Source organism: Bradyrhizobium betae (assembly GCF_050632175.1).
In the GTDB taxonomy this organism is placed as follows: Bacteria; Pseudomonadota; Alphaproteobacteria; order Rhizobiales; family Xanthobacteraceae; genus Bradyrhizobium; species Bradyrhizobium betae_B.
Genome location: NZ_CP192576.1, coordinates 1,045,597 through 1,068,950, shown reverse-complemented (window position 1 = coordinate 1,068,950; position 23,354 = coordinate 1,045,597). Strand labels below are relative to the sequence as shown.

19 protein-coding genes and 1 pseudogene are annotated in these 23,354 nt (G+C 64.8%); 13 read left to right on the top strand and 7 right to left on the bottom strand.

Annotated elements, in window-relative coordinates:
* Positions 1–201: 201 nt before the first annotated feature.
* The gene (locus ACQ86E_RS05385) at positions 202–1,191 is read right to left on the bottom strand and encodes a Bug family tripartite tricarboxylate transporter substrate binding protein (RefSeq protein ID WP_431204525.1); all 990 of its coding nucleotides are present in this window, start codon (positions 1,189–1,191) and stop codon (positions 202–204) included.
* 268 nt (positions 1,192–1,459) lie between these two features.
* Between ACQ86E_RS05385 and ACQ86E_RS05380 the strand changes: the two genes are divergently transcribed.
* The gene (locus ACQ86E_RS05380; RefSeq protein WP_431206406.1) at positions 1,460–2,584 is read left to right on the top strand and encodes a metallophosphoesterase; all 1,125 of its coding nucleotides are present in this window, start codon (positions 1,460–1,462) and stop codon (positions 2,582–2,584) included.
* Positions 2,585–2,616: 32 nt separating this feature from the next.
* Positions 2,617–4,185 carry a GMC family oxidoreductase gene (locus tag ACQ86E_RS05375; protein ID WP_431204524.1) on the top strand — a complete coding sequence of 523 codons (1,569 nt, stop codon included), beginning with the start codon at positions 2,617–2,619 and terminating at the stop codon, positions 4,183–4,185.
* A gap of 21 nt (positions 4,186–4,206) precedes the next feature.
* On the opposite strand, the gene ACQ86E_RS05370 is transcribed toward ACQ86E_RS05375, so the two are convergent.
* Positions 4,207–5,367, bottom strand: a complete 1,161-nt coding sequence (locus ACQ86E_RS05370; RefSeq protein WP_431204523.1) for an acyl-CoA dehydrogenase family protein — start codon at positions 5,365–5,367, stop codon at positions 4,207–4,209.
* A 310-nt stretch (positions 5,368–5,677) separates the two neighbouring features.
* Between ACQ86E_RS05370 and ACQ86E_RS05365 the strand changes: the two genes are divergently transcribed.
* Genes ACQ86E_RS05365 through ACQ86E_RS05330 form a run of 8 tightly spaced genes read left to right on the top strand, consistent with a single transcriptional unit; the run spans position 5,678 to position 12,670 of the window.
* The gene (locus ACQ86E_RS05365) at positions 5,678–6,691 is read left to right on the top strand and encodes a GntR family transcriptional regulator (protein WP_431204522.1); all 1,014 of its coding nucleotides are present in this window, start codon (positions 5,678–5,680) and stop codon (positions 6,689–6,691) included.
* Between the two features lie 46 nt (positions 6,692–6,737).
* Positions 6,738–7,700: an ABC transporter substrate-binding protein gene (locus tag ACQ86E_RS05360; RefSeq protein WP_431204521.1), complete on the top strand. Its 963-nt coding sequence runs from the start codon at positions 6,738–6,740 to the stop codon at positions 7,698–7,700.
* Positions 7,701–7,705: 5 nt separating this feature from the next.
* Positions 7,706–8,461 carry an ABC transporter permease gene (locus ACQ86E_RS05355; RefSeq protein ID WP_431204520.1) on the top strand — a complete coding sequence of 252 codons (756 nt, stop codon included), beginning with the start codon at positions 7,706–7,708 and terminating at the stop codon, positions 8,459–8,461.
* Positions 8,440–9,246, top strand: a complete 807-nt coding sequence (locus tag ACQ86E_RS05350) for an ABC transporter ATP-binding protein (RefSeq protein WP_431204519.1) — start codon at positions 8,440–8,442, stop codon at positions 9,244–9,246. The genes ACQ86E_RS05355 and ACQ86E_RS05350 overlap by 22 nt, the downstream gene beginning before the upstream one ends.
* Before the next feature lie 7 nt (positions 9,247–9,253).
* Positions 9,254–10,063, top strand: coding sequence for an ABC transporter permease (locus tag ACQ86E_RS05345; protein ID WP_431204518.1), 810 nt, complete (start codon positions 9,254–9,256; stop codon positions 10,061–10,063).
* A gap of 9 nt (positions 10,064–10,072) precedes the next feature.
* The gene (locus ACQ86E_RS05340; RefSeq protein WP_431204517.1) at positions 10,073–10,732 is read left to right on the top strand and encodes a polysaccharide deacetylase family protein; all 660 of its coding nucleotides are present in this window, start codon (positions 10,073–10,075) and stop codon (positions 10,730–10,732) included.
* Positions 10,733–10,735: 3 nt separating this feature from the next.
* Complete coding sequence (locus tag ACQ86E_RS05335) at positions 10,736–11,590, top strand: fumarylacetoacetate hydrolase family protein (protein ID WP_431204516.1); 855 nt, start codon at positions 10,736–10,738, stop codon at positions 11,588–11,590.
* 36 nt (positions 11,591–11,626) lie between these two features.
* Positions 11,627–12,670, top strand: coding sequence for a uroporphyrinogen decarboxylase family protein (locus ACQ86E_RS05330; protein ID WP_431204515.1), 1,044 nt, complete (start codon positions 11,627–11,629; stop codon positions 12,668–12,670).
* On the opposite strand, the gene ACQ86E_RS05325 is transcribed toward ACQ86E_RS05330, so the two are convergent.
* Complete coding sequence (locus ACQ86E_RS05325) at positions 12,667–13,020, bottom strand: RidA family protein (protein ID WP_431204514.1); 354 nt, start codon at positions 13,018–13,020, stop codon at positions 12,667–12,669. The two genes, ACQ86E_RS05330 and ACQ86E_RS05325, sit on opposite strands and share 4 nt — an antisense overlap.
* A 213-nt stretch (positions 13,021–13,233) precedes the next feature.
* Here ACQ86E_RS05325 and ACQ86E_RS05320 point away from each other — a divergent pair.
* Positions 13,234–15,556 (top strand): annotated as a pseudogene (locus tag ACQ86E_RS05320) (molybdopterin guanine dinucleotide-containing S/N-oxide reductase).
* A gap of 166 nt (positions 15,557–15,722) precedes the next feature.
* Positions 15,723–16,223, top strand: coding sequence for a Dps family protein (locus tag ACQ86E_RS05315; protein WP_431204513.1), 501 nt, complete (start codon positions 15,723–15,725; stop codon positions 16,221–16,223).
* A gap of 126 nt (positions 16,224–16,349) precedes the next feature.
* Here ACQ86E_RS05315 and ACQ86E_RS05310 read toward each other — a convergent pair whose 3' ends face one another.
* Entirely contained in the window at positions 16,350–17,321 is a 972-nt protein-coding gene (locus ACQ86E_RS05310; RefSeq protein WP_431204512.1) for a helix-turn-helix domain-containing protein, read from the bottom strand.
* A gap of 349 nt (positions 17,322–17,670) precedes the next feature.
* Between ACQ86E_RS05310 and ACQ86E_RS05305 the strand changes: the two genes are divergently transcribed.
* Positions 17,671–20,529, top strand: a complete 2,859-nt coding sequence (locus tag ACQ86E_RS05305) for an ATP-binding protein (RefSeq protein WP_431204511.1) — start codon at positions 17,671–17,673, stop codon at positions 20,527–20,529.
* Between the two features lie 6 nt (positions 20,530–20,535).
* On the opposite strand, the gene ACQ86E_RS05300 is transcribed toward ACQ86E_RS05305, so the two are convergent.
* The 3 genes from ACQ86E_RS05300 to ACQ86E_RS05290 form a co-directional block, all read right to left on the bottom strand.
* Positions 20,536–21,255, bottom strand: coding sequence for a hypothetical protein (locus tag ACQ86E_RS05300; protein WP_431204510.1), 720 nt, complete (start codon positions 21,253–21,255; stop codon positions 20,536–20,538).
* Positions 21,256–21,359: 104 nt separating this feature from the next.
* Positions 21,360–22,403, bottom strand: coding sequence for an alpha/beta fold hydrolase (locus ACQ86E_RS05295; protein WP_431204509.1), 1,044 nt, complete (start codon positions 22,401–22,403; stop codon positions 21,360–21,362).
* A gap of 167 nt (positions 22,404–22,570) precedes the next feature.
* On the bottom strand, positions 22,571–23,278 hold the full coding sequence (locus ACQ86E_RS05290) for a hypothetical protein (RefSeq protein ID WP_431204508.1): 708 nt from the start codon (positions 23,276–23,278) through the stop codon (positions 22,571–22,573).
* Positions 23,279–23,354 lie beyond the last annotated feature (76 nt).

Here is a 23,354-nt window from a genome sequence, read left to right as displayed (position 1 = left end):
GCTTCGGCAAGCTGAATGTCACGGCCGGGACAGTGCGCATCGAGAATAGCCTCGACGTCCTTCAACGAGTGATCTGACTGCTTTCCGCAGGATGCTGGTGCCGGCATTGGCTATTCCGTCATCAGAAACGGCAGCCCTGACGTTCGACGCATCGATGCGTGCGTCTTTGCCAGGGTTCGTACGATGACGCCACAACGGACATCAAAAGACCTCGACGCCCGAATCCTTGATGACCTTGCCCCAGCGGCGGTAGTCGGCCGTGATGGTGTCCGTGAAGGCCTCGGGCGTCGACGTGGTGACGCGCAGTCCCTGAGCCTCCAGGCGAGCACGAACATCGGGCTCGGCTCCGATGCGGACGATCTCGGCATTCAATCGCTGGACGATTTCAGCCGGAGTACCTACGGGCGCGACCAGGCCGAACCAGGAATCGACGACGAAGTCCGACACGCCGGCTTCGGCCGCGGTGGGGACGTCGGGAAGCTGCGGCGACCGCTCGCGGCTGGTGACGAGGAGGCCTTTCACCTTGCCGTCGCGGATCTGCGGCGCGAGCACGGTGAGCGTGTCGAACGACAGATTGACGACGTTGCCCAAAAGGGCATTCACCGCCGGCGCGCTGCCCTTGAACGGCACGTGCAGCAGCTTCGCTCCGGTTTGGTTCTGGAACAGTTCGCCGCTCAGATGGCACAGCGTCCCGGGACCGCAGGACGAATAGGTCAGCCTGCCGGGATCCTTGTTCGCCGCGGCGACGAGTTCTGTGGCTGTCGAGGCCGGCGTGTCCGGGCTGGCTGCCAGCACGTAGGGGACCGTCGCCAGGTTCGATATCGGCGCGAAGCTCTTGAAGGGATCGTACCTGATCTCCTTGTTGATGTGCGGCAGGATGGTGAGCTGGCCGGCGGGAGCCAGCGACAACGTATAGCCATCGGGATAGGCGCCGGCGACGGCTTCGGCGGCAATTGCAGTGCCGGCGCCCGCCTTGTTCTCGATCACGACGGGCTGCTTGAGCGCTTCGCTCAGCTTGTCGGCGTAAACGCGCGCGACGGTATCCGCGGCGCCGCCGGGAGGAAACGGCACGATCAGTTTGATCGTCCGGTTCGGCCAGGCCGCTGCGGCACTTGCGCCGCTCGCGCTCATCAGCATCGAAGCGGTCACAATGGAAGCGGCGAGGAAGCGTAGAGATCTGACGAAGCGCAAGGCAGGAATCCTTAATTGATGTTCGGCGGGTCGGCCGCGCGTGCCTTTCGCAGGAACGTCGCTGGCAAAAATCGTCACGAAGAGCACTCCATAAATGCGAGTTGTTCGAACCCGGGGCAATGGAACCGCGTTGCAAATGCGCGTCGGTCGATAGATGATTGTTTCTGTTCGATCGCCGCTCGCGAGAAGAAACGACCAACGGCTGCGGAGAGCTCGCGGCGTCGCTGCCTTCGTGTAACTAAGCGTACCGACCCTACGGAGAAAACCGATTCCCCAACTCATATTCGGCCTGATCTATCTGCTGATCCTGACCCGCTTCCTATGGCCGATGGATTTGCCGCTCTGGGCCAAGATCGTGGCCGCCGCGCTCGCACTCGTTGCATTGCAGTTTCACCGGTGGAGCAAGCTCTCGTCGGGCTCGGTGTTTTCCCCCGAGTTTCCACGACCAGTGGTCGCCCTCTTCAATTGGGCGTTCGGCGCAATCGTTCTGCTGGCGTTGCTGCAACTGGCGCTCGATGCGGGACTTCTGCTCGCCATCCCCTTCAATGGTGGCGTCGTGAGCGCGCCCGACGATGTCCGCTACGGACTGGCTGCGCTGGCCACCGTCGCGGCCGCGATCGGCGTTCATCAGGCCATGCGGATTCCGCCGCTGAAAGACATCGAAATCGGGATCGCCGGACTACCGCGGCAATTCGACGGTTACACCATTTTGCAGCTGACCGATCTTCACATCAGCCGGTTGTTTCCCGCTTCGTGGGCACGCACCGTCGTCGAGCGATCGAACAAGCTCGGCGTTGACCTGATCGCGATCACGGGAGATCTGATCGACGGGACGCCCGACGCGCGACGCACCGACATCGAGCCGTTGCGGGATTTGCAGGCGCCTGATGGCGTCTTCGTGATCTCGGGAAATCACGAATACATCTTTGGCTACGAGGGGTGGATGGCGCACTACGCAGCGCTCGGTCTGCTGTCGCTCGAAAACAGGCATATCGTCATCGAGCGCGAGGGTGGCAAGCTGTTCCTCGCGGGCATCACCGACCGGGCGTCGCGCCGGGGAGGGCATCCCGTGCGCGACCTTGACGCGGTCCTCCGGGGCATCCCCGAGGGCGCCCCCGTCATCCTGCTTGACCACCAGCCGAGCGACGCGCGGCATGCCGCCGAACGCGGCGTAGCCCTGCAACTGTCGGGGCATACGCACGGAGGGCTGATCTGGGGGATCGATCGATTGGCCGCACCCGCAAACGCCGGCTTCGTCTCGGGTCGTTACGATGTCGGCGGGATGACGCTCTACGTCAACAATGGCACCGCGCTGTGGCCGGGCTTTGCGCTGCGGCTCGGGCGTCCTTCCGAGTTGACGCGGATCACGCTGCGACACATAGCTGGCAGCTGACCGTCGAGAGCGATCAGAGGATGTGACCAGACGTGATTGAACAGGAATACGACACGATCATCATCGGTGGAGGTTCCGCCGGAGCGACGCTGGCGGCGCGCCTCAGCGAAGACCCCGCTCACCGTGTGCTATTGCTGGAGGCGGGGCAGGATCTGCGAACCGCGACCACGCCGGAGCACATTCGGATTCCGAACCCAATGCGCGCCATCGGCGATGACGACTTCCGCTGGCCGAAGCTGCTGGCGCGACGCACCGAGCGGCAGCAGCCGCTGCTGCTCTGGCGTGGCCGCGCCATGGGCGGCAGTTCGACGATCAATGGCCAGATCGCGATCCGCGCCGTCCCTGAAGACATCGACCGCTGGGCGGCCGCGGGCTGCACCGGCTGGTCATGGGACGAGATGCTGCCCTATTTCTGCAAGCTCGAAACCGACAAGAATTTCGCCGACGCACCCTATCACGGCGATAGCGGTCCGATCCCGGTGTATCGGGCTCCGATTCCGGATTGGGGCAATGTCGACAGGGCGCTGCGCTCGTCGGCACTCAGCCTCGGCTATGGCTGGTGCGAAGATCACAACGCGCCCGATGGCACCGGCGTCTCGCCTTATGCCATCAACAGCGATGGCGGGCTGCGGATCTCCACCAATGACGGTTACCTGGAGCCGGCGCGCGGTCGGGCCAACCTCGACATCGTCGGTCATGCCCTGGTCGACACCATCACCTTCGAAGGCAACCGGCTGCACGCCAGCGGCGTCCTGGTCCGCGTGAACGGCCAATCCTATACGCCCCGCGCGACGCGTGAGGTTATCCTCTGCGCCGGCGCCATCCATTCGCCGGCCATCCTGCAACGCTCCGGCATCGGGCCTGCCGCGCTGCTGGAGATGCTCGGCATCCCGATCCGCGCGGATTTGCCGGTGGGCGAGAACCTGCTCGACCACCCCATCGTCAACGCATTGCTGCATTTGCGCGACGGCAGCCAGGTCAACACGCTGATGCACCGGCACACCAATTGCTGCCTGCGCTACTCGTCCGGCCTCGCAGACGCCGGCGACAACGACATGATCATGATCGCCGGCAATCTTGCCCGCTCGCAGCAATCGATGGCGGAGGTAACGCTCGGGCGCATCGCCGTCTCCGTCTATCAGGCCTTCAGCCAAGGCCACGTCCGCATCGTCACGACCGACCCCACGATCGATCCGATCGTCGAAGAGCGCATGCTGTCCGACTCTCGCGATCTGGTGCGCCTGCGCGACGGCGTCCGCCGCCTGCGTGATATCTGCCTGCAGCCCGCGGTGACCGATATCGCTCACCGCGTCGACTATGGCGCCAGCGGACGCTCGATGGACGAGGCGCTTGGCGACGCAGAGCTGGATGACTGGCTGTTCGCCGAGTGCAGCGACGCCCAACACGCCAGCGGCACCTGCCGCATGGGTGCGCCGGACGATGCGCGTTCGGTCGTCGATCCCGAATGCCGGGTGATCGGATGCACGGGACTGCGCGTGATCGATGCCTCGATCATGCCGGAGGTCCCGCGCGCCAACACTCATTTGACGACGGTCGCCATCGCCGAGCGCATGGCGGATCGGCTGAAGAGCACGAGGTGAGGGCGCCGCAACGCCAGCCGCTCAATGCTGTTCGGCTTTCCAGTCGCGCTTGATCTTCTTGGCCAGCGACCATTTGTGGACTTCCGTCGGGCCGTCATAGATACGGAAGGCGCGGATTTCGCGGAAAGCCTGCTCGACGATCGTCTCGGTCGAAACGCCGGTGCCTCCCATCACCTGGACGCAGCGATCGGCGACGCGCATCAAGGCTTCCGACACGGCAACCTTGGCCATGGAACTCTCGGTCGTCCCGAGCGAGCCGGTGTCGAGCACGCCGGCGCACCAGTCGATCATCAGCTCCGACTGCTTGAGATCGATCAGGTTCTCCGCCAGCATGAAGCCGACGCCTTCGTGGTCGACCAGCGGTTTTCCGAACGCGTGACGGCGGCAGGCGTAGTCGGTGGCGATCTCGTTGGCGCGGATGGCCAGGCCCAGCCAGCGCATGCAATGCGACAAACGCGCAGGACTGAGGCGGATCTGCGCATATTTGAAACCTTCGCCGGCTGCGCCGAGCATCTGGTCGGCGGATACGCGAAGATTCTCTATTTCGATCTCGGCATGCCCGCCGGGCATCGAACTGTCGATCGTATCCAGCACGCGCAGCGTGCGGATCGCGGCATCAGGCAGATCGACCAGGAACATGCAGGCGCCATCGGCCGACTTCGCCATGACGATGCCGACCTGGGCGCCTTCGGCTCCGGTGATGAACTTCTTCCGCCCGTTGATGACCCAGTGATTGCCGTCGAGCCTGCACGTGGTCTGCATCATCGACGGGTCAGATCCCGCGCCGCCCTCATCCGCCGGCTCGGTCATGAAGAACGCGGAACGCGCCTTGCCCGACACCAGGGGCTCCAGGAATCGCGCCTTCTGCTCGGCGCTTCCGACCTTGCCGAGCAGGTACATGTTGCCCTCGTCGGGCGCCATGGTGTTGCACGCCAGCGGTCCGAGCGGTGACAGGCCGGATTTGATCAAGGCCGTCGCGGTCTCGCGTTGCGTCAGATGCGATCCATCCGGCAGAATGTGCGGCGTCAGCACACCGGCCTTGCGTGCCTTGGCGCGCAATTCCTGCACGAGTTCGTCGCTCGGACCGTGCGGCCCCGTCCGGGGATCTTTTTCGTAGGGGATCACCTCGGCGCGGATGAAGGCCTCGATCTTCGCGGCAATGGTCTTGGCTCGGTCGGTCATCGATGTAGATACTCCGGTCGACCTCCGCCTGGGCGGAATGTGGGTGGCTGGCCTCCAGTCGCGTTCGATCACAGCGCGCCAAAAAGGCTGCCGCTTCCGAACACGGTGACGGGACCAAACATATAGACGGGGGATTGGATATGAGCAACAGCCGCCGTCCGGTCCTCCTTGCTCACTGCACAGCCGTCCACGAAGCCGGCGGGCATTGCGCCGGCTTCAGTTCGTCCGCGTCCACACGCGGTGCGGCGCCGTCGTGCTCGCCTCCGGCGTTAGTCATTCGCACGAGAACGCGCCCAGCGAGCGTCCGTTCATGACCACGTTTCACGTCGGCGACATGCTGGTCGGTTTTGACAAGCTACGCGCTGCAGCGCCGGACGAAAATCATATCGGGCCCGTCCACGACCCGCTGGTGATGAAGCTGCATCCGCCGCCGCCTCCGGAACTGGCCGGTGTCGCAGTTCGCCTCGACGTGGCGCCGTCCGGGGTCCGTCATTCGCAGGACGATGAGAAGCAAGGACGCAGCAAAACCTGGAGTGGAAAAATCGATTTTCGATTTTCTATTGACCGCTGCGCCCTCCCTTGTAATCATCCGGTCATGGGTCCGCTTCAGTTCCAGTTGTCCGGAGGCCCCGGGGATGGTCCGCGCAGCCTGACGTCGGCGCTGCACGAGCGCCTGCGCGCCGATATTCTGGCGACGCGGCTGCTGCCGGGTCAGAAGCTGCATATCGCCGGCCTCGCCAAGCAGTTCTCGGTGAGTCTTGCCGCCGTGCGCGAAGCGCTGTCGCGGCTGGTTGCCGATGGCCTCGTGCAGGCGTCCGATCAACGTGGCTTTCGCGTAAGCCCGGTGTCGCTCGCCGATCTTGCCGACGTGACGCAGACCCGGATCGACATCGAGGGCCTTGCGCTGCGGCGCTCGATCGAGCGGGGCGACGAGGCCTGGCTGGCGTCGGTGAAATCCGCATGGGCGGACCTGAAGGCCGTCCCGTATCGCTATCCCGACGATCCCACCGTGCATTACGAGGAATGGGTGGTCCGCCATCGCATCTTCCATCGTGCACTGGTCAACGCCTGCGGCTCGCCATGGATGCTCGGCTTCCGCGACGTGCTGCATGAGCAGAGCGAGCGATATCGCAGGCTCTCGATCCGCCGCGAGGCCGGCGGCAAGCCGCGCGATGTCGAAGCCGAACACAAGGCCATCGTCGCCGCCGTAATCAAGCGCGATGCGGATGCGGCAGTTCGCGCCTTGTCAAAGCACTTCGGTATCACCAAAGAGTTCGTCGAGCTCGCCGCCGCTCGCATCGCGGAGGTGAGCCGCGCGACCTGACGATCCAAAGAAATTCGACACAAAAAAGATAGACCGGGAGGAAACCATGAAGATCAATCGCCGTCACGCGTTCATGACGCTCGTTGCCGTCGCCATTCTTGCGGGGCCTGCGAGCGCCGCCGACACCATTCGCGTCGGGCTGCCCACGAAAACCTACTGGCCGACGACGATCGCCGAGACGGCGGTGCGGCAGAAATTGTTCGAGAAGGAAGGCATCCAGGCCGAGCTGACCATCTACCGCAGCGGAGCCGAGACGTTCGAAGGCATGGCGGCGGGCGCAGCCGACATCATCCTTGATCCGCCCTCGCTGGTCTCCGCCGGACGCAAGAAGGGTGTGATGTCGCGGATCGTGGCCAATGCCGCGATGGGCAATTTCGGCTGGAAACTGATGGTCCCGACCAAGTCGACGCTCGACGTCAAGGATCTCAACGGCAAGAAGGTCGCGATTACCGCAGCCGGCTCGGGCTCTGATCTGCTGGCGCTGTGGACCATCCAGGACAAGAAGATCGATTTTACGCGCGTGCCTGTCGGCGGCGGTGGCCTGGTGCCCAACCTCCTGGCCGGCAATGTCGAGGCGGCCGTCGTCTATTCGCCGCTGAGTTTCCAGATCTCGAAATCCGGCGAGGCCAAGACGATTCTCGATTACGCGACCGCAGTTCCGCCGAACCTCACCGCGGGCTGGATCGTGCTCGACAAGTTCGCAGATGCCAAACCCCAGATGGTACAGAAGGCGGTGAACGCCCTCTATGGTGCGGTCGCGTTCATGCGCGCCAATCGCGACGTCACCGTCAAGCTCATCGCCGAACTCTACGAAATGCCGCCGGAAATCGCGAGTCTCGAATACGACAACACCATCATGAACCTCGAGACCAGCGGCGACATGGGTGCGCCCAACGTGAACGCCGCGGTGCAGCTTTCGCTCGACCTCGCCAAGCTCGGCGGACTCAAGGACATCGTGCCGGTCGAGGATGTGATCTCGGCGAAGTTCAAGCCGGTCCCAACCAAGTAGTCACGATGCAGAGCTCGCTCCTCATCGACCTTGCGCGGATCGCGATCATCATCGCGGTCCTGGCACTGTGGGAAGTGTTGTCGCGTACCGGCATCGTCAATCCGCGCCTGCTGCCGTCGGCGTCCGATACGTTTGCGACGCTCGGCGACCTCTTGCAGCGCGCGGCCGTGCGGAAGGACCTGATGGTGACGGCAACCGAGGTGCTGGCCGCGTTCGCGCTGGCGGTGCCCTTTGGGGCGGTGATCGGATTCCTGGTCGCGGAGAACCGCTACTTCGCCGATGTCGCCAAGCCGCTGCTGTTCTTCGCCTTCAGCATCCCGAAGTCGATCTTCCTGCCGATGTTCATCCTAGTGTTCGGTGTCGGCTTCGCCCAGAAGGTCGGCTTCGGCTTCTTCTCGACGATCTTCATCGTGATCATGTCGACCACCACGGCGGTGGAGTCGGTCAAGGTCGAGCATCTGACGGTGGCGCGCTCCTATGGCGCAACGCCATGGCAGACCGCGTTCCGGGTCTATCTGCCGAGCATGCTGCCGGTGCTGCTCGAGGCCTTGCGGATCTCCATGATCTTCAATCTCACCGGCGTGATCCTCGCCGAGATGTACGCCTCGCGCGATGGCATCGGCCACCAGATCGCGACCTGGGGCGAGAATTTCCAGATGAAGCAGCTTCTCGCCGGCGTCGTGATGGTCGCCGTGATCGCCATGACTTTCAACGAACTTGTCAGATGGGTGGAAACGCGATGCAGCCATTGGCGAACGTGACCCCGCTAAAGCCTCCCGCGCGCGCGGGCGCGATCGAGGTCAAGAATGTCGGCCAGGTCTTCAAGACCAGGTCGCAGGACGTCGTCGCACTGGAGGACGTCTCGCTGGAGGTCAAGCCCGGCCGCTTCGTCGTGCTGGTCGGCCCGAGCGGCTGCGGCAAGTCGACCCTTCTGATGATGATGGCGGGGCTGCGCCAGCAGACCTCGGGCACGATCACCATCAGCGGCGCGCCGATCCTGCAGCCCGATCCTGACAGGGTCGGCGTCGTGTTCCAGGAAGCCAGCTTGTTTCCGTGGCTGACGGCCGAGGACAATGTCGAATTCCCGCTGGCGCTGCGCGGTGTGCCGAAGGCGGAGCGCCGGGCCAAGGCGCAGGATGCGCTGAAGCTGGTCGGCCTTGACGGCTTCGGCAGGCGCCATCCGCATGAGCTGTCAGGCGGCATGAAGCAGCGCGTCTCCATCGCACGCGGACTGGTGCAGGATCCGCCAGTGCTGCTGATGGACGAACCGTTCGCAGCGCTCGACGAGCAGACTCGCATGACCATGGGTGACGAGCTGCTGCGGATCTGGGCTGCGACCGGCAAGACCGTCGTGTTCGTCACGCACAGCCTCACCGAAGCGGTCTATCTCGCCGACGAGGTCATCGTGATGTCGGCGCGGCCCGGCCACATCGTCGACCATCTCCAGGTGCAACTGCCGCGGCCCCGCACCTACGAGATGCTGAGCGGCGATGCCTTCGGCAGCTTGCGCGACCGCATCTGGCGGCACATCCGCAAAACGGCATGAGGCGGAGATGAGCGCAAGGCTGAGTGCGAAGACGCTGCGACATCTGATCGTGATCGGCCTCATCGCGCTGTGGGAGCTGTTGCCGCGCACCGGTCTCATTCCCGAACTGTTCCTGCCGTCGCTGTCGTCGACGCTGATCGCCGGTTGGACCGACGCTGCCGAATACGGTCACGCGCTCGCGGTGACGCTGTACGAGGTCGTGGTCTCCATGGCGTTCGCCTGCGGCGGGGGCATCCTGTTCGGCGCCATCGTCGGCAGCCTGCCGCGCCCGCGCGTCCTGATCATGCCGATGGTATCGAGCCTCTATGCGGTGCCGCTGGTGATCCTCTATCCCGTCTTCACGGTGTGGCTCGGCATCGGCTCGGAGTCCAAGATCGCGTTTGCCTCGATCTACGGCTTCCTGCCGACCATGCTCGCCACCGCCGCCGGCATCCAGACCATCGACCCGCAGCTCCTGCTCGCCGCGCGCAGCATGGGCGCCACGCTGAGCCAGCGGCTGGTTCGCGTCATCATCCCCGCGGCAATCCCGACGGTGCTGTCGGGCCTGCGCGTGGGCGGCGCGCTGGTCATCGTCGGCGTCGTCGTCTCGGAAATGCTGATCTCCTCGGCGGGCATCGGCTATCTGATCTCGCGCTATCGCACCATCCTCGACAGCCCGCACGTGTTCGCGGGCGTGCTGCTCGTGCTGTTCCTTGCCATCGCTTTCAACGCGGCGATCCGGGGGATCGAGCGCAAGGCGGCGATCTGGCAGACCGGCACCCGTGCTGGCCAAGCCAATGACGAGATCGCGGTGAACGCGATGCAGCCGGCGACCTGAGGTATTGGCGTGTACAAGCTGACCCTGACATTCGACAACGGCCCCGATCCCGACGTGACGCCGCGCGTGCTCGACGTCCTCGCCGAGCGCGGCATCAAGACCACCTTCTTCGTCATCGGCGAGAAGCTCGCCGACACCGCGCGGCGCAGCCTTGCGGTGCGTGCGCAGGCTGAGGGCCACTGGATCGGCAATCACACCTTTACGCACAGTATTCCGCTCGGTGAGCAGCCGGATCGCAGGACAGCCGAGAAGGAGATCGGTCGCACGCAAGGCCTGATCGGCGACCTCGCGCATCCGCAGCGCTGGTTCCGGCCGTTTGGGGGCGGCGGCAATCTGGATACAAGGCTGCTGAAGCCCTCCGTCGTCGATTATCTCACCCGCAACAAGCACAGTTGCGTGCTCTGGAATTCCATTCCTCGTGACTGGGACGATCCCGATGGCTGGACCGCGCGTGCGCTCGACCAGTGCAGCCGGCAGCCCTGGACGCTGATGGTGCTGCACGATCTGCCGACCGGGGCGATGGACCATCTGGAGCGCTTCCTCGACCGCACGGCCGCGGCCGGCGCCCACTTCCGCCAGGACTTCCCGCCGCAATGCGTTCCGATCCGCAATGGCGAGATCGCACTTCCGATTAACGACTATGTTTCCACCATCGAAGAGAGTGTTTGACTGATGAAAGTTGCAAGCTTCACGATCGCCGGCACTGCAAGCTATGGCATCGTCACCGACAAGGGCGTCATCGATGCCGGCAAGCGCCTGAAGGCCTGGCCGACGCTGAAAGCACTGCTCGCGAAGGGATCGCTCGACGAATTGAAGAAGCTCGCCGGCGAACAGCCCGACTATGCGCTGCAGGACGTCGTGCTGCTGCCGACCATTCCCGATCCCGACAAGATCTTCTGCATCGGCGTCAACTATGCCACGCATCTGGCCGAGAGCGGCCACCCGACCCCGGCGCATCCGATGATCTTCACCCGTTTCGCCAACAGTCAGGTCGGCCATGGTCAGCCGATGATCCGGCCGCTGGAATCCGAGCGTTTCGACTACGAGGGCGAAATGGCCGTCGTTATCGGCAAGGCCGGCCGCCGCATCTCACGCGAAGCCGCGCTCGGCCATGTGGCCGGCTATGCCTGCTACAATGACGGCAGCATCCGCGACTGGCAGCGCCACACCTCGCAGTTTGCGCCGGGCAAGAATTTCGCCGGCACCGGCGGCTTCGGGCCCTGGATGGTCACGACCGACGAATTGACCGATGTGACCAAGCAGACCTTGATCACGCGTCTCAACGGCGTCGAGGTGCAGAAGGCCCCGATCTCCGATCTCGTCTTCGACGTGCAGGCCCTGATCGCCTATTGCTCGACCTTCACCGAGCTCGTTCCGGGCGATGTCATCGTCACAGGCACGACCGGCGGCGTCGGCGCCTACCGCACGCCGCCGCTGTGGATGAAGGGCGGCGACGTCGTGGAGATCGAGATTTCCGGCATCGGCGTTCTGCGCAACCCGGTGAAGGACGAGGGACGCGCGGCCTGAACAGCGCGCTCAACAATAAAAAGAAAGAGAACTCCCATGTCGATGCCCAAGCACATCCTCCCGACCACGGTGGTCGGGAGCTATCCGCAGCCCGAATGGCTGGTGAATCGCGCCATGCTGTCGAAGGTGGTGCCACGCACGCGCCTGCACGACATGTGGCGGCTGCCTGCGGAGCATCTGGAGGAAGCACAGGACGATGCGACCATCGTCGCGATCCGCGACATGGAGCGCGCCGGCATCGACATCGTCACCGATGGCGAGATCCGTCGCGAGAGCTACTCCAACCGCTTCGCCACTGCGCTCGACGGCATCGACGGCGACAATCCCGCCATGATCGTGGCGCGCACCGGCAACACCCAGACCCCGGTGCCGCGCGTCGTTGGTCCCGTGAAACGCAAGGGACCGGTGGAACTGCACGACATGCAGTTCCTGCGTGAGAATACCGATCGCGCCGCGAAGATCACTCTTCCGGGCCCGTTCACGATGAGCCAGCAGGCCAAGAACGAGTTCTACAAGGACGACGAAGAGCTCGCGATGGCGCTCGCCGAGGCCGTCAATGCCGAGGCGCTCGACCTGCAAAAGGCAGGCGCCGACGTGATCCAGCTCGACGAACCCTGGGTGCGCAACAATCCCGAGCTCGCCAAGCGCTATGCCGTCAAGGCGATCAACCGCGCGCTGAAAGGCATCACCGTGCCGACCGTCGTGCATCTGTGCTTCGGCTATGCGGCGGTCGTGCCGGGTTCGAACAAGCCGGCCGGCTATTCGTTCCTGGCCGAGCTCGACGACACCGTTGCCGACCAGATCTCGATCGAGGCGGCGCAGCCGAAGCTTGATCTCGGCGTGCTCAGGGATCTGTCGTCGAAGAAGATCATGCTCGGCGTGCTCGATCTCGGCGATCCCGCCGTCGAGAGCGTCGACACCGTCGCCGACCGCATTCGCAACGGGCTCAAATACGTCTCACCGGATCGTCTGGTTGCGGCGCCCGATTGCGGCATGAAATACATGCCGCGCGCAACCGCGTTCGGGAAGCTCAAGGCGATGTGCGACGCGGCGGCCAGGGTCCGGCAGGAAATCAGTTAGCGCCCCCGGGCGGCGATGGCGGTCATCTCGAGCTTGACGCCAGGCCCGAGATCGGCCACGCCGATCGCGGCGCGCGCCGGCAGATGGGCTTCTGCGAAGTGCGCCTTCCAGGCAGCATTGAACGCCGCCTTTTCCTTCAGATCCGTCATGTAGATGGTCACCTGCAGGACATTGGCCAGATTGGAGCCGAGGCCCTCCAGCAGGCGCGCCAGCTGTCCGAGCACGTCACTGGCCTGGCCCGACATGTCGAGGCTGGTGTCCTCGGGAACGATGCCGCCGATGTAGAGCACACCGTCATGCTCGACCACTTCGTGGAGAAGTCCTTCGTAGGGCAAGACGCGCTTGATCATGATGAGTCCGATGGTCCTGTGAGCATGGGGCCCGCTCCGCTTGCTGTAACACCGGCGATGCCAATAGGGAACCGGCTGGCCGCGTTGATCGCACGACGCACGGGAGCCCAGCGTTTGCGTGAGCCTCGTCACGATGACATGGGGATGTGGATCGGTATATTGCCACCTGAGCACCATGAAAACGGCCAGCCTCGGCCGGAACAGGATCAGACGATGGACGATGCGATTGGCTTCCCCGACCCCGGCCTCGACTTGTCGGACGGCTTCAAGCCGCACACCTCGCATTGGGGCGTGTTTTCCGCGCGTCAGGGCGAAGCCGGACTCGAGGTCAGGGCTTATGCGGGCGATCCTGATCCGAACGGCATCATCGAGAATTTTCCCGGTGCACTCCGCCACCAGGCGCGCATTGCGCAGCCCGCGATTCGGCGCGGCTGAGCTCGAGCGCGGTCCCGGTCCGGACCATCGCCGTGGCCGCGACGAATTCGTCCCGGTGAGCTGGGAGAAGGCGCTCGACCTGCTCGGCGACGAGCTCGGCCGCATCCGCGACACGCGCGGGCCCGGTGCCGTGTTCGGCGGTTCCTATGGCTGGTCGAGCGCGGGCCGTTTCCATCATGCGCAGAGCCAGGTGCACCGCTTCCTCAACATCGCGATGGGCGGCTATGTGCGTTCGGTGAACTCCTACTCGTCGGGCGCCTCCTCGGTGCTGCTGCCGCAGATCATGGCGGGTTACGAGGACATCACCAAGCGCAACGTCACCTGGGAACAGATCGCTGCCGACACCGAGATCGTGCTGGCGTTCGGCGGCATGGCGCTGAAGAACTCGATGGTGGCCGGCGGCTCGATCAGCAAGCATGTCGAGCGCGGTGCCATGGCAGCTGCGCGCCGGCGCGGCTGCGAATTCATCCTGGTCAGTCCGTTGCGTGAAGACCTGCCCGTCGAGGCCGGTGCCGAATGGATGACCTGCGTGCCCAGCACCGACACCGCGCTGATGCTCGGCATCGTTCACACCCTGGTCGCGGAGAACCTGCAAGACCAGGCCTTCCTCGATCGCTATACCGAGGGCTGGCCGGTCTTCCTGCGCTATCTCACCGGCGAGAGCGACGGACAGTCGAAGAGCGCCGAATGGGCCGCCGCGATCTCCGGTGTCGATGCGGACACGATCCGCACGCTCGCGCGCCGCCTTGCCGGAAAGCGCGCGCTCATCACCGTCTCCCATTCGCTGCAGCGCGCCGAGCATGGCGAGCAGCCGGTGTGGATGGGCATGGTGCTGGCGGCAGCGCTCGGCCAGATCGGCCTGCCGGGAGGCGGCTATGGCTACGCGCTCGGGGCGATCGGCTATTATGGCCGCCGCGTCAACGACGTGCCTGGGCCGACGTTGGGGCAGGGCCGCAATGGCGTGCGCGATTTCATTCCGGTGGCGCGCATCGCCGACATGCTGCTCAATCCCGGCAGCACCTATCGCTACAACGGCGAGACGCGCACCTATCCGGACATCCGTCTCGTCTACTGGGCCGGCGGCAATCCCTTCCATCACCACCAGGACATCAACCGCCTGCGCAAGGCAGTTGCGAAAGTGGACACGTTCGTCGTGCACGAACTCGCCTGGACTGCGACGGCGCGGCATGCCGACATCGTGCTGCCCTCGACCATGACGCTGGAGCGCGAGGACATCGGTTATTCCAGCAACGACCCTCTCACGGTCGCGATGCACCGGATCGCCGAGCCGTTCGGACTTTCGCGCGACGACTACGATATCTTCGCCGATCTCGCCGAACGTCTCGGTGCGCGCGAGCCCTTCACCGAGGGCCGTACGTCGAGGGAGTGGCTCGAACATCTCTACGAGCCGACCCGCGCCTCGCTCGAAGCGCGAGGTCTCGAAGCGCCGAGCTTCGAACAGTTCTGGCAGCGCGGCAGCCTGGTCGTGCCGCAACAGCCCGATGACGGCGGCCGGCTGCGCCATTTCCGCGATGATCCGGTCAATCATGCGCTGTCGACGCCGAGCGGCCGCATCGAGATTTTCTCTGCGAAGATCGCGGGCCATGACGACGCCGATTGTCCAGGCCATCCGGTCTGGCTCGACAAGACCGATATGCCGACGCCAGCGGCACCGTGCTTCCTCGTCGCCAACCAGCCGGTGACGCGCCTGCACAGCCAGCTCGATTTCGGCGGCCATTCGCTGGCCGCAAAACATCGCGGCCGCGAGGTGGCGCGCATGAACCCGGTTGATGCGGATGCGCGCGGCATCAAGGACGGCGACATCATTCGCCTGTTCAACGAACGCGGCGCCTGTCTCGCCGCGGTCCACGTCACAGACGGCGTCGCGGCCGGCGTGGTGCAGCTTCCGACCGGTGCGTGGTATGACCCGATGGACCCCGAGGACGACGCGCCGCTCTGCGTCCACGGCAATCCGAACGTGCTGACCCGCGACCTCGGCACCTCGTCCTTCGCACAGGGCTGCACCGGGCAGCTGACAACGGTCGAGGTGGAGAAATTCACCGGGAATCTGCCGCCGATACGGGCGTTCGATCCGGTGTAGGGAAGCGTCCATTTTTCCTCCGTCGTTGTGCTCGCAACGACGATGTGAAGAGGGAGGGTATCGCATATTCTGCTCTCGTGCGAATTCGAAATCCTCCTCGCAAGGCGAAAGAACCCCACCGCGTGGCACTGCTAAGGCTTCGTGACCTCATCAAAGGACACTAGACATGACCAAGGCAGACCTCCAGAGCCCGACCGATCTCGGCGCCAACGCCAACCGCGACATTCCCGCCGCGCTGCGCGCGCTGCTCGCCGACGTGTTCGCGCTCTATCTGAAGACCAAGAATTTCCACTGGCACATGTCCGGCAGCCATTTCCGCGACTATCATCTGCTGCTGGACGAACAGGCCGACCAGATCTTCGCGATGACCGACGACATTGCCGAGCGTGCGCGCAAGATCGGCGGTACGTCGCTGCGCTCGATCGGCCATATCGCGCGTGAACAGCGCATCCTCGACAACGATGCAGAGTACGTGGATCCTCAGGACATGCTGGCCGAATTGCGCAGCGACAACCAGCAACTGACGCGGGAGATGCGGCGCGTGCACGAGCTCTGCGACGAATATGGCGATGTCGCCACCGCAAGCCTGATCGAGAACTGGATCGACGAGTCCGAGCGCCGCATCTGGTTCCTGTACGAGTCCGGCCGCACCGGCCCGCACGCGTAACGCCTCGCGTTGCGATCAAAAAATGGGCCGTCCTGTGGGTGCAGGGCGGCCCAGAAGGCTCACGGGCCCGGGAGGAACAGGGCTCGAGCCGGCGCAAATGGCGGCACTTGCGCCAAGTTGAGAAACCTATGCGGCAGCACCGGCCAGCCAGTTGTTCTCCGACGCAGCACGCCGCCGCGGCAGCACCTCGGTGGCCGGCCGCTCGTTCTTGCTGGCGAGGCGCCAGCGCGCCGGAGACTGGCCGCTGATGCGCTTGAACACGGTCGAGAAATGCGCCTGGGTGCTGAAGCCGACGGCGAGCGCGATTTCGGCCAGGGGCCGGCCGGTCGTCGCGAGCATCCGCTTGGCATGCTCGATGCGGTGATTGAGCAGATATTCGCGCGGACGATAACCGGTCGCAGCGCGGAATTGTGCCGCGAAGTGCATCCTGGAGAGGCCCGCGACATTGGCGAGCTCGGACAGGCTGATGCAGCGGTCGAAATGCTCGGCGATGTATTGCTCGACGCGCCGCAGCCGCCATTTCGGCAAGGCATTGACTTTGGCGCGCGGCGGCTCCAGCCGGGTGAGATGCATCGCGAGGGTCTGGCCGACGCAGCGCGCGAACTCGTTGTCTGCGGCATGGCCGCGCTCCATCAGTGCTTTGGCGAGTTCGGCGGCAAGTGGATCGCGCAGCAGCACGAGGTCATTGAGGCTCTCGGCGGCGGATGGCTGCGCCGGAAAATGATCGGCCGAGATATGGAAGTGCAGGAAAGCGCCGGGAGCGTGGAACTGCACGGCGAGAGGCTTCGACGGCGCGCTGACATAGAGCGTGCCTGCGGGCATCGTGCCGTCGAAAATGAGTTGGCGTTCCCGGGTCAGCTTCGCGCGCGTGGTCTTCAGGGCGATGCCGACGAAATAGTGATCCTCCGGCGTCGTCGCCTGGTGCGACGAGCTGTCCCGAGCATCTTCCCATCGTGAGATGGTGATGTCCTCGGCGCCGCGTTCGACCTGACGCCATCCGCTTTCCAGGGCGATTGCCTGCGTCTGCGAGACCTCGCTGTCCCGCAGGCTGGCCGGAAGTTCAATCCAGGCATGCGCCGCTTGCAAGTCGTTGAACATCGCTCGTCCCCTCTCTTCGTGGCCGCTGGCGGCGACCGGCGATTTCTTTGAACCCATGCTGTCCATGGTCAGAGAATAGGCGTGAGCCGGACAAGAAGCCCGTTAGTGGTGATTAGGAGGTGTTAGATTTTGTGCGACGCAGATGGTGTGACAGCCCGCCGCAGAGCGTTTGATTTTGCCCAACTTTTCAATTGTTTGCGCGTATTGGCGCAGTGTGAGCACGCTGCAATGGATCAGGTGCGATTGATGCGCCGGTGCGAGCTGCGGTCGTCCCCCTGCTGGACCGCGCATCAATGGCGACTATAGTTGCCACGCATTTGAATGAAGTGGTCGTCAGAATGAGTCAGAAGTGACCGAGCTTCCGGCAGGCGCCGGAGCGAGCCCTGATCTCGATATCGTCTTGTTTGGACCGTTTTCCTTGCGGTCGCGGCTGCTCGAAAAGGACGGTGTTCCAGTCAAGCTTGGCAGCCGCGCGATGGATATCCTGCGCCTGCTCGTCAGCCGCGCCGGCGAAGTGGTGCCGAAGAACGAGATCCTCAGCTACGCGTGGTCGGGGCTCGCCGTCGAGGAGATAAGCCTTCGCGTCCATGTCGCGGAGCTGCGCAAGGTGCTTGGCGACGGCAGGGACGGAGCCCGCTACATCACCAACGTTCCGAGCCGGGGCTATTGCTTCGTCGCGCCCGTGCAACGTCGCGAGCGTAATGCGGCTCCGGTACCCGCGTCCCGTGCACCTGAAAGAACGGTCCCTGCTGCAGCCTTGCCGCACAGGCTGGACCGGATGATCGGTCGCGATGACGTGCTGCCGGAGTTGTCGGCCCGTCTGCTCGCCGACCGCTTCGTCACGCTGCGCGGGCCGGGCGGAATCGGCAAGACCACCGTTGCGACCGCGCTCGCCCACGAGATGTGGGAGGCTTTCGAGGGCAATATTCATTTCCTCGAATTCGGTCCGTTGAAGGACGCTGCGCTGGTCGCGAGCACGGTTGCCGCCGCCCTCGGTCTCGTCGTGCATCACGACGATCCCTCGGGCAGCATCGTCAATTTCCTGCGCGGACGGCGGCTGCTGCTGATCCTCGACAGTTGCGAGCACGTCATCGACGAGGTCGCGCGTCTGGCGGAGAACATCTACCGCGAGGCGCCCGCTATCGCGATCCTCGCCACCAGCCGCGAGTCGCTGCTGGTGGAAGGCGAGCAGATCTTCGAGCTGGTTCCGCTGCCGGGCCCGCCACAAGGTGCTCGCCTCAGCGCCGATGAGGTGCTGAATTATCCGGCCGCACGTCTGTTCGTCGATCGTGCCGCCGCCGCGGGCCATCGCGGCGATATCACCGATGAGGATGCCGAGGTTCTCGCCGAAATCTGCAGCAAGCTCGACGGCATTGCGCTCGCAATCGAGCTCGCCGCCGTCCGCGTCGGCGTCTATGGATTGCGCGAGATGGCCGCGCTGCTCGACTCCAGGCTCAAGCTCGAATGGCGCGGACGGCGGACGGCACCGCCGCGGCAGCAGACGTTGGGCGCCACGCTCGACTGGAGCTTCGGCCTGATCGGCGAGAGCGAACGCACGGTGTTTCAGCGGCTTGCCGTCTTCGCTGGCCCCTTCACGCTCAAGGGCGCGATCGCGGTTGCGACCGACGATGGCGCACCGGCTGACCGCGTCGTCGATGCTCTGGAGCAACTGGTGGCCAAATCGCTGTTGTCGGCGCAGCCGGATGGCGCCTCGCGGCGCTATCGCCTGCTGGACGCCACGCGCGCCTACGCCATGCAGAAGTTGGCCGACGGTGGCGAGGCGGACGCGATCGCACGCCGTCACGCAGCCTATGTTCAACGCACACTCGAAGCTGGCATGGCCGGGCAGGGCGGCGACCAGGCCGCCCGCCTGCAGGAGCGCGCGAGCCTGCTCGCCGATGCCCGCGCCGCGCTGGAATGGAGTTATGCCGGCGAGGACGGCACCACCTTGCGTCTTCCGCTTGCCGGCAGTGCCGCGAGGCTGTTCGTCGAGCTCAACCTGCTGAACGAGGCGCGGATCTGGTCCGGCCGTGCGCTTGCCGTGCTCGATGACGCCAATCGGGGTGGCCGATGGGAGCTTGAGCTGCAATCGACGCTCGGTCACGCCTTCATGTTCACGGAGCGCAACAGCGAGCAGGCCGAGGCGGCGCTCCGGCGCGGGCTGGAGATCGCGGAAGCACTTTCCGATCACGCCAATGCGTTCAGGCTGCTGTCGCGACTGAATATGTTCTATCGCCGTACCGGCGACTACCGGCATCTGGTGCCGACCGCGCTTCAGGCCGAGCGCATCGCGCGACGGATCGGCGATACCGCGGGCATTGCCGGCAGCAAGGCGTTGCTCGGCGTATCCTATCATCTCGCGGGGGACCAGGCCGAGGCGCAGGCCCATCTTGACGAAGGCGTGCGTGACGATGCCGCGCTGCGCGGGACGCAGCCCGGGCATTTCGCCTATGCGCGCACGCCGCAGATTCCGCTGGCGCGCGTATTATGGCTGCGCGGACTTCCCGATCGGGCGCTCGACTGCGTCCGCCCGCTGGTCGGCGCCGCCGCGCCGCGCGACGTCGTGATGCATTGCATCGCTTTATGCTGGTCGTCCTCGGTGTTCGGCTGGACCGGCGACTGGGCCGCCGTCGAGACCATGACGGGGCGCCTCGCGACGCACGCAAACGTGCATGGACTTGCACCTTACGAGGCCGTTGCGGCCGGCTTTCGCGCCCAGACCATGATTGCCCGTGGCGAGGTGGCCGGAGGCATCGACCTGCTGCGGAGCGCGCTGCCGCGCCTGCACGCGGATCGCTACGAACTCTACGCTTCAGCGTACGCTGCCGACCTTTCGCAGGGACTGACCGCACTGGGACGCGTGACGGAAGGCCTCCGTGTCCTGCACGAGACCATCGCGCGCGTCGAGCAGGGCGGCGGCGGTTTTGACATGCCGGAGCTGCTCCGCAGGCGCGGCGACATCGAGACGCTCACCGGCGATTTCGATGCCGCCGAATCGAGCTTTACGTCGTCACTCGTGCTGGCGGAGAAGCAGGGCGCATTGTCCTGGCGACTGCGGACCGAGATGTCGCTTGCAGCGCTTCGGCGTCAGCGCGGCGCCAGGAACCCGCTCGGGGATCTCGCCGCGACCTATGCGCGCTTCACAGAAGGATTCGAGACAGCCGACCTGAAGGCGGCGCGGCTCATGCTGGAGGAGCCGTGTATCTAAGCTCGTTCAGTCAAATCGAAGATCTGAAAGATCGATCGACACCATCAGCTCATCGCGTAGTGGCGTCAGGTCGTCGCCGCGCAAATAGATACGGCGGCGCGTCGGCAGCGTCAAGCCGTCAACACTGACGGGCTCGGACACATATTGCGCCGCCGGAAAATTGCCGGCGATCTCGACCCGGTAGTCGTGCCGGCGGATCAGCATATCGGGGCCGAAATAGAAGTCCTGCTCGCGGCCATGGCTTGCGATCATGGCCGGGAACGTCGCGCGCAATCCGCGCCAGACTTCGGTGCCCTCGCGCCACGGTTTGATCTCGCGGACCTCGAACCCGTCCAAGGCGAGCAGGAAAGGCGTCGTCACGTAGGTCCACAGTGCATAGGCGTTGAAATAGGCGCGATGCAGCAGGTCCCAATGTGTCCGCATGTCATGTCGCGCAAACGCGGCGCGTGGATTGTTGCGCATTGCGACGACGCGTCCGTCCGCGGCGACGATGGCGATCCGCTCGGGGCTGAACTCGGTGTGCTGGCCCGGCTTGCCGAACGGCTCGATCGATGCCCGCTCGCGCTGCAGCTCGATCCGCATCGTCCGCGGCCCCTGGTCCTGGTCGACGCCCTTCAGCGCCCAGAGATCGCCTCCCGTCACGATCGTGGCGGTGAGCCGCTGATGAGCATTCCATCGATCGAGGCCGCCATGGGCCTCGATCGCATTCGCCAGCAGCGGAATCATCCGGCCATTTCCTCCCGCGTCGGTGGTGTCGCCGCAATGGAGATACCGCCGCGCGCAGACGATCGCCCGTTAAGCGTTGTTAAAGGCCGTTTGCTGGCCCCATGCTATGCCTCTGCCATGACGTCGAGCACCGCGTCGGCAAAGGCCTTCGGCGCCTCCTGCGGCAGATTGTGCCCGATGCCGCCCTTGATGGTCCGGTGCGAATAGCGCCCGGTGAACTTCTTGGCGTAGGCGGACGGCTCCGGATGTGGCGCCCCGTTGGCATCCCCCTCCATGGTGATGGTGGGCACCGTGATGACGGGCGCCTGCGCCAGCCGCGCCTCGTCATCGGCGTATCTTGCTTCACCCTCGGCAAGACTGAGCCGCCAGCGATAGTTGTGGATCACGATTGCGACATGGTCCGGATTGTCGAACGCCCCGGCGCTGCGATCGAAAGTGGCGTCGTCGAAGTGCCATTGCGGCGAGGCGAGCTGCCAGATCAACTTCGAGAAATCGTGGCGGTACTTGTCGTAGCCTTCTCGGCCGCGCTCGGTCGCGAAGTAAAACTGGTACCACCATTGCAGCTCGGCCTTCGGCGGCAGCGGCATCTTGCCGGCCCGCTGGCTGCCGATCAGATAGCCGCTTACAGAGACCATCGCCTTGACCCGCTCCGGCCGCAGTGCTGCAATGACGTTGGCGGTCCGCGCGCCCCAGTCGAAGCCGGCGATCGTGGCCTTGTCGATCCCAAGTGCGTCCATCAGCGCGACGATGTCCGCGGCGATCGCGGCCGGCTGGCCGTTCCGCATCGTCGCGTCCGACAGGAAGCGCGTGCTGCCGTAGCCGCGCAAATAAGGTACGATCACGCGGTGGCCGGCTGCAGCGAGCAGCGGCGCGACATCGACGAAGGCGTGGATGTCGTAGGGCCAGCCGTGCAGCAGGATCACCGCCGGGCCGTCGGCGGGGCCTGCCTCGGCATAGCCGACATTGAGCAGGCCGGCGTCGATCTGCTTCATGGACGCGAACGCGGTGTTGGCGCCCGGCTTGGCGGCGCCGGACGACTTCGCGGGCTTGGCGGCGGCCGTTGCGCTCAGCGGCATCTGGGCCGCGGCAAGTGTCATGGCGGCGCGTCCCAAGAAGCGGCGGCGTTCACTGTTAATGGTGTCGGACATTTGTCCCTCCTCGTTGCGGACTTTTTGCAGCGCGCCACCCGGAATTCGACGGCAGCCGCGCTCGCCGTTGGCGAACTCAATCTGCACGCAAGGCCGACCGTTGGCTCGTTATGTATTGTTAGACGTTGAAAGCGGGAACCTTGTGGTCCGGCTCTCGCCTGTGGCCGCTACTCGAAGACGGCGTCGAAGATCTCGACATCCATCAGCACGGGTTTTGCGATCACGGTTCCGTCAGGCCGCAGAGTTTGCGCGCGTCGAAGTGTCGGCACGACGATGCCGCCAAAACTGTCATGAGCCCATGAGTAATGCGCGACCTTCATTCCGAAGAGATCGTGATCGGTCCGCCGTTGCAGGGCGTTCTCGTCGAAGTAAAAGATCTGCTCGGGCGCGAGCGTGATCACGCTCGGCGGGAACTGCGCCCGCAGCCGTCGCCATGTTTCGGTGTTCTCACGCCACGGCGCCAGTTCCTCCACCACGACATCGGGGTGGGCGAGCAGGAATGGATTGGTCAGATAATTCCAGATCGCGACACCGCAGAAGAAGACGAGGTGCAGTTCGTCCGCCAGCGACGCAGAGCCGGCCTCGGGAAACGCAAGGCTGGGGTGGGGCCAGGACCGCAGGACTTCGCCCTCGAGGCTTTCGATGGTGATCGCGTCGGGTTGGAAGGAGCCGGAGTGTTCGCCTCCCGTAATGCCGGTGAAGCGGACCGACTGCGTGAGGGTCGAACCTTCCGCGGTCACATCCTTGAATTCACTGGCGTGCCCGGCGCTGGTGAACAGCGTTCCGGCAACGGAGAGGTGGAGCGTGAAGCGGCTCAAGCTATTCCAGCGGGCCATTCCGCCGCTGGCATCAATTACGTCGTCAAGCAGCGCCATGTCCCGCCATATCCACCATGAAGTGCAACCACCATGGCGGGGCGGATGCGGCTTGGCGTGTTAGAAGTTGTTAGGA

Bases quoted from the DNA above. Each gene is read 5' to 3' on its own strand.
- ACQ86E_RS05370 (WP_431204523.1), bottom strand. From the start codon at position 5,367: ATGACCGACCGAGCCAAGACCATTGCCGCGAAGATCGAGGCCTTCATC.
- ACQ86E_RS05365 (WP_431204522.1), top strand. From the start codon at position 5,678: ATGACCACGTTTCACGTCGGCGACATGCTGGTCGGTTTTGACAAGCTA.
- ACQ86E_RS05360 (WP_431204521.1), top strand. From the start codon at position 6,738: ATGAAGATCAATCGCCGTCACGCGTTCATGACGCTCGTTGCCGTCGCC.
- ACQ86E_RS05355 (WP_431204520.1), top strand. From the start codon at position 7,706: ATGCAGAGCTCGCTCCTCATCGACCTTGCGCGGATCGCGATCATCATC.
- ACQ86E_RS05350 (WP_431204519.1), top strand. From the start codon at position 8,440: ATGCAGCCATTGGCGAACGTGACCCCGCTAAAGCCTCCCGCGCGCGCG.
- ACQ86E_RS05345 (WP_431204518.1), top strand. From the start codon at position 9,254: ATGAGCGCAAGGCTGAGTGCGAAGACGCTGCGACATCTGATCGTGATC.
- ACQ86E_RS05335 (WP_431204516.1), top strand. From the start codon at position 10,736: ATGAAAGTTGCAAGCTTCACGATCGCCGGCACTGCAAGCTATGGCATC.
- ACQ86E_RS05330 (WP_431204515.1), top strand. From the start codon at position 11,627: ATGTCGATGCCCAAGCACATCCTCCCGACCACGGTGGTCGGGAGCTAT.
- ACQ86E_RS05325 (WP_431204514.1), bottom strand. From the start codon at position 13,020: ATGATCAAGCGCGTCTTGCCCTACGAAGGACTTCTCCACGAAGTGGTC.
- ACQ86E_RS05315 (WP_431204513.1), top strand. From the start codon at position 15,723: ATGACCAAGGCAGACCTCCAGAGCCCGACCGATCTCGGCGCCAACGCC.
- ACQ86E_RS05310 (WP_431204512.1), bottom strand. From the start codon at position 17,321: ATGTTCAACGACTTGCAAGCGGCGCATGCCTGGATTGAACTTCCGGCC.
- ACQ86E_RS05300 (WP_431204510.1), bottom strand. From the start codon at position 21,255: ATGATTCCGCTGCTGGCGAATGCGATCGAGGCCCATGGCGGCCTCGAT.
- ACQ86E_RS05295 (WP_431204509.1), bottom strand. From the start codon at position 22,403: ATGTCCGACACCATTAACAGTGAACGCCGCCGCTTCTTGGGACGCGCC.
- ACQ86E_RS05290 (WP_431204508.1), bottom strand. From the start codon at position 23,278: ATGGCGCTGCTTGACGACGTAATTGATGCCAGCGGCGGAATGGCCCGC.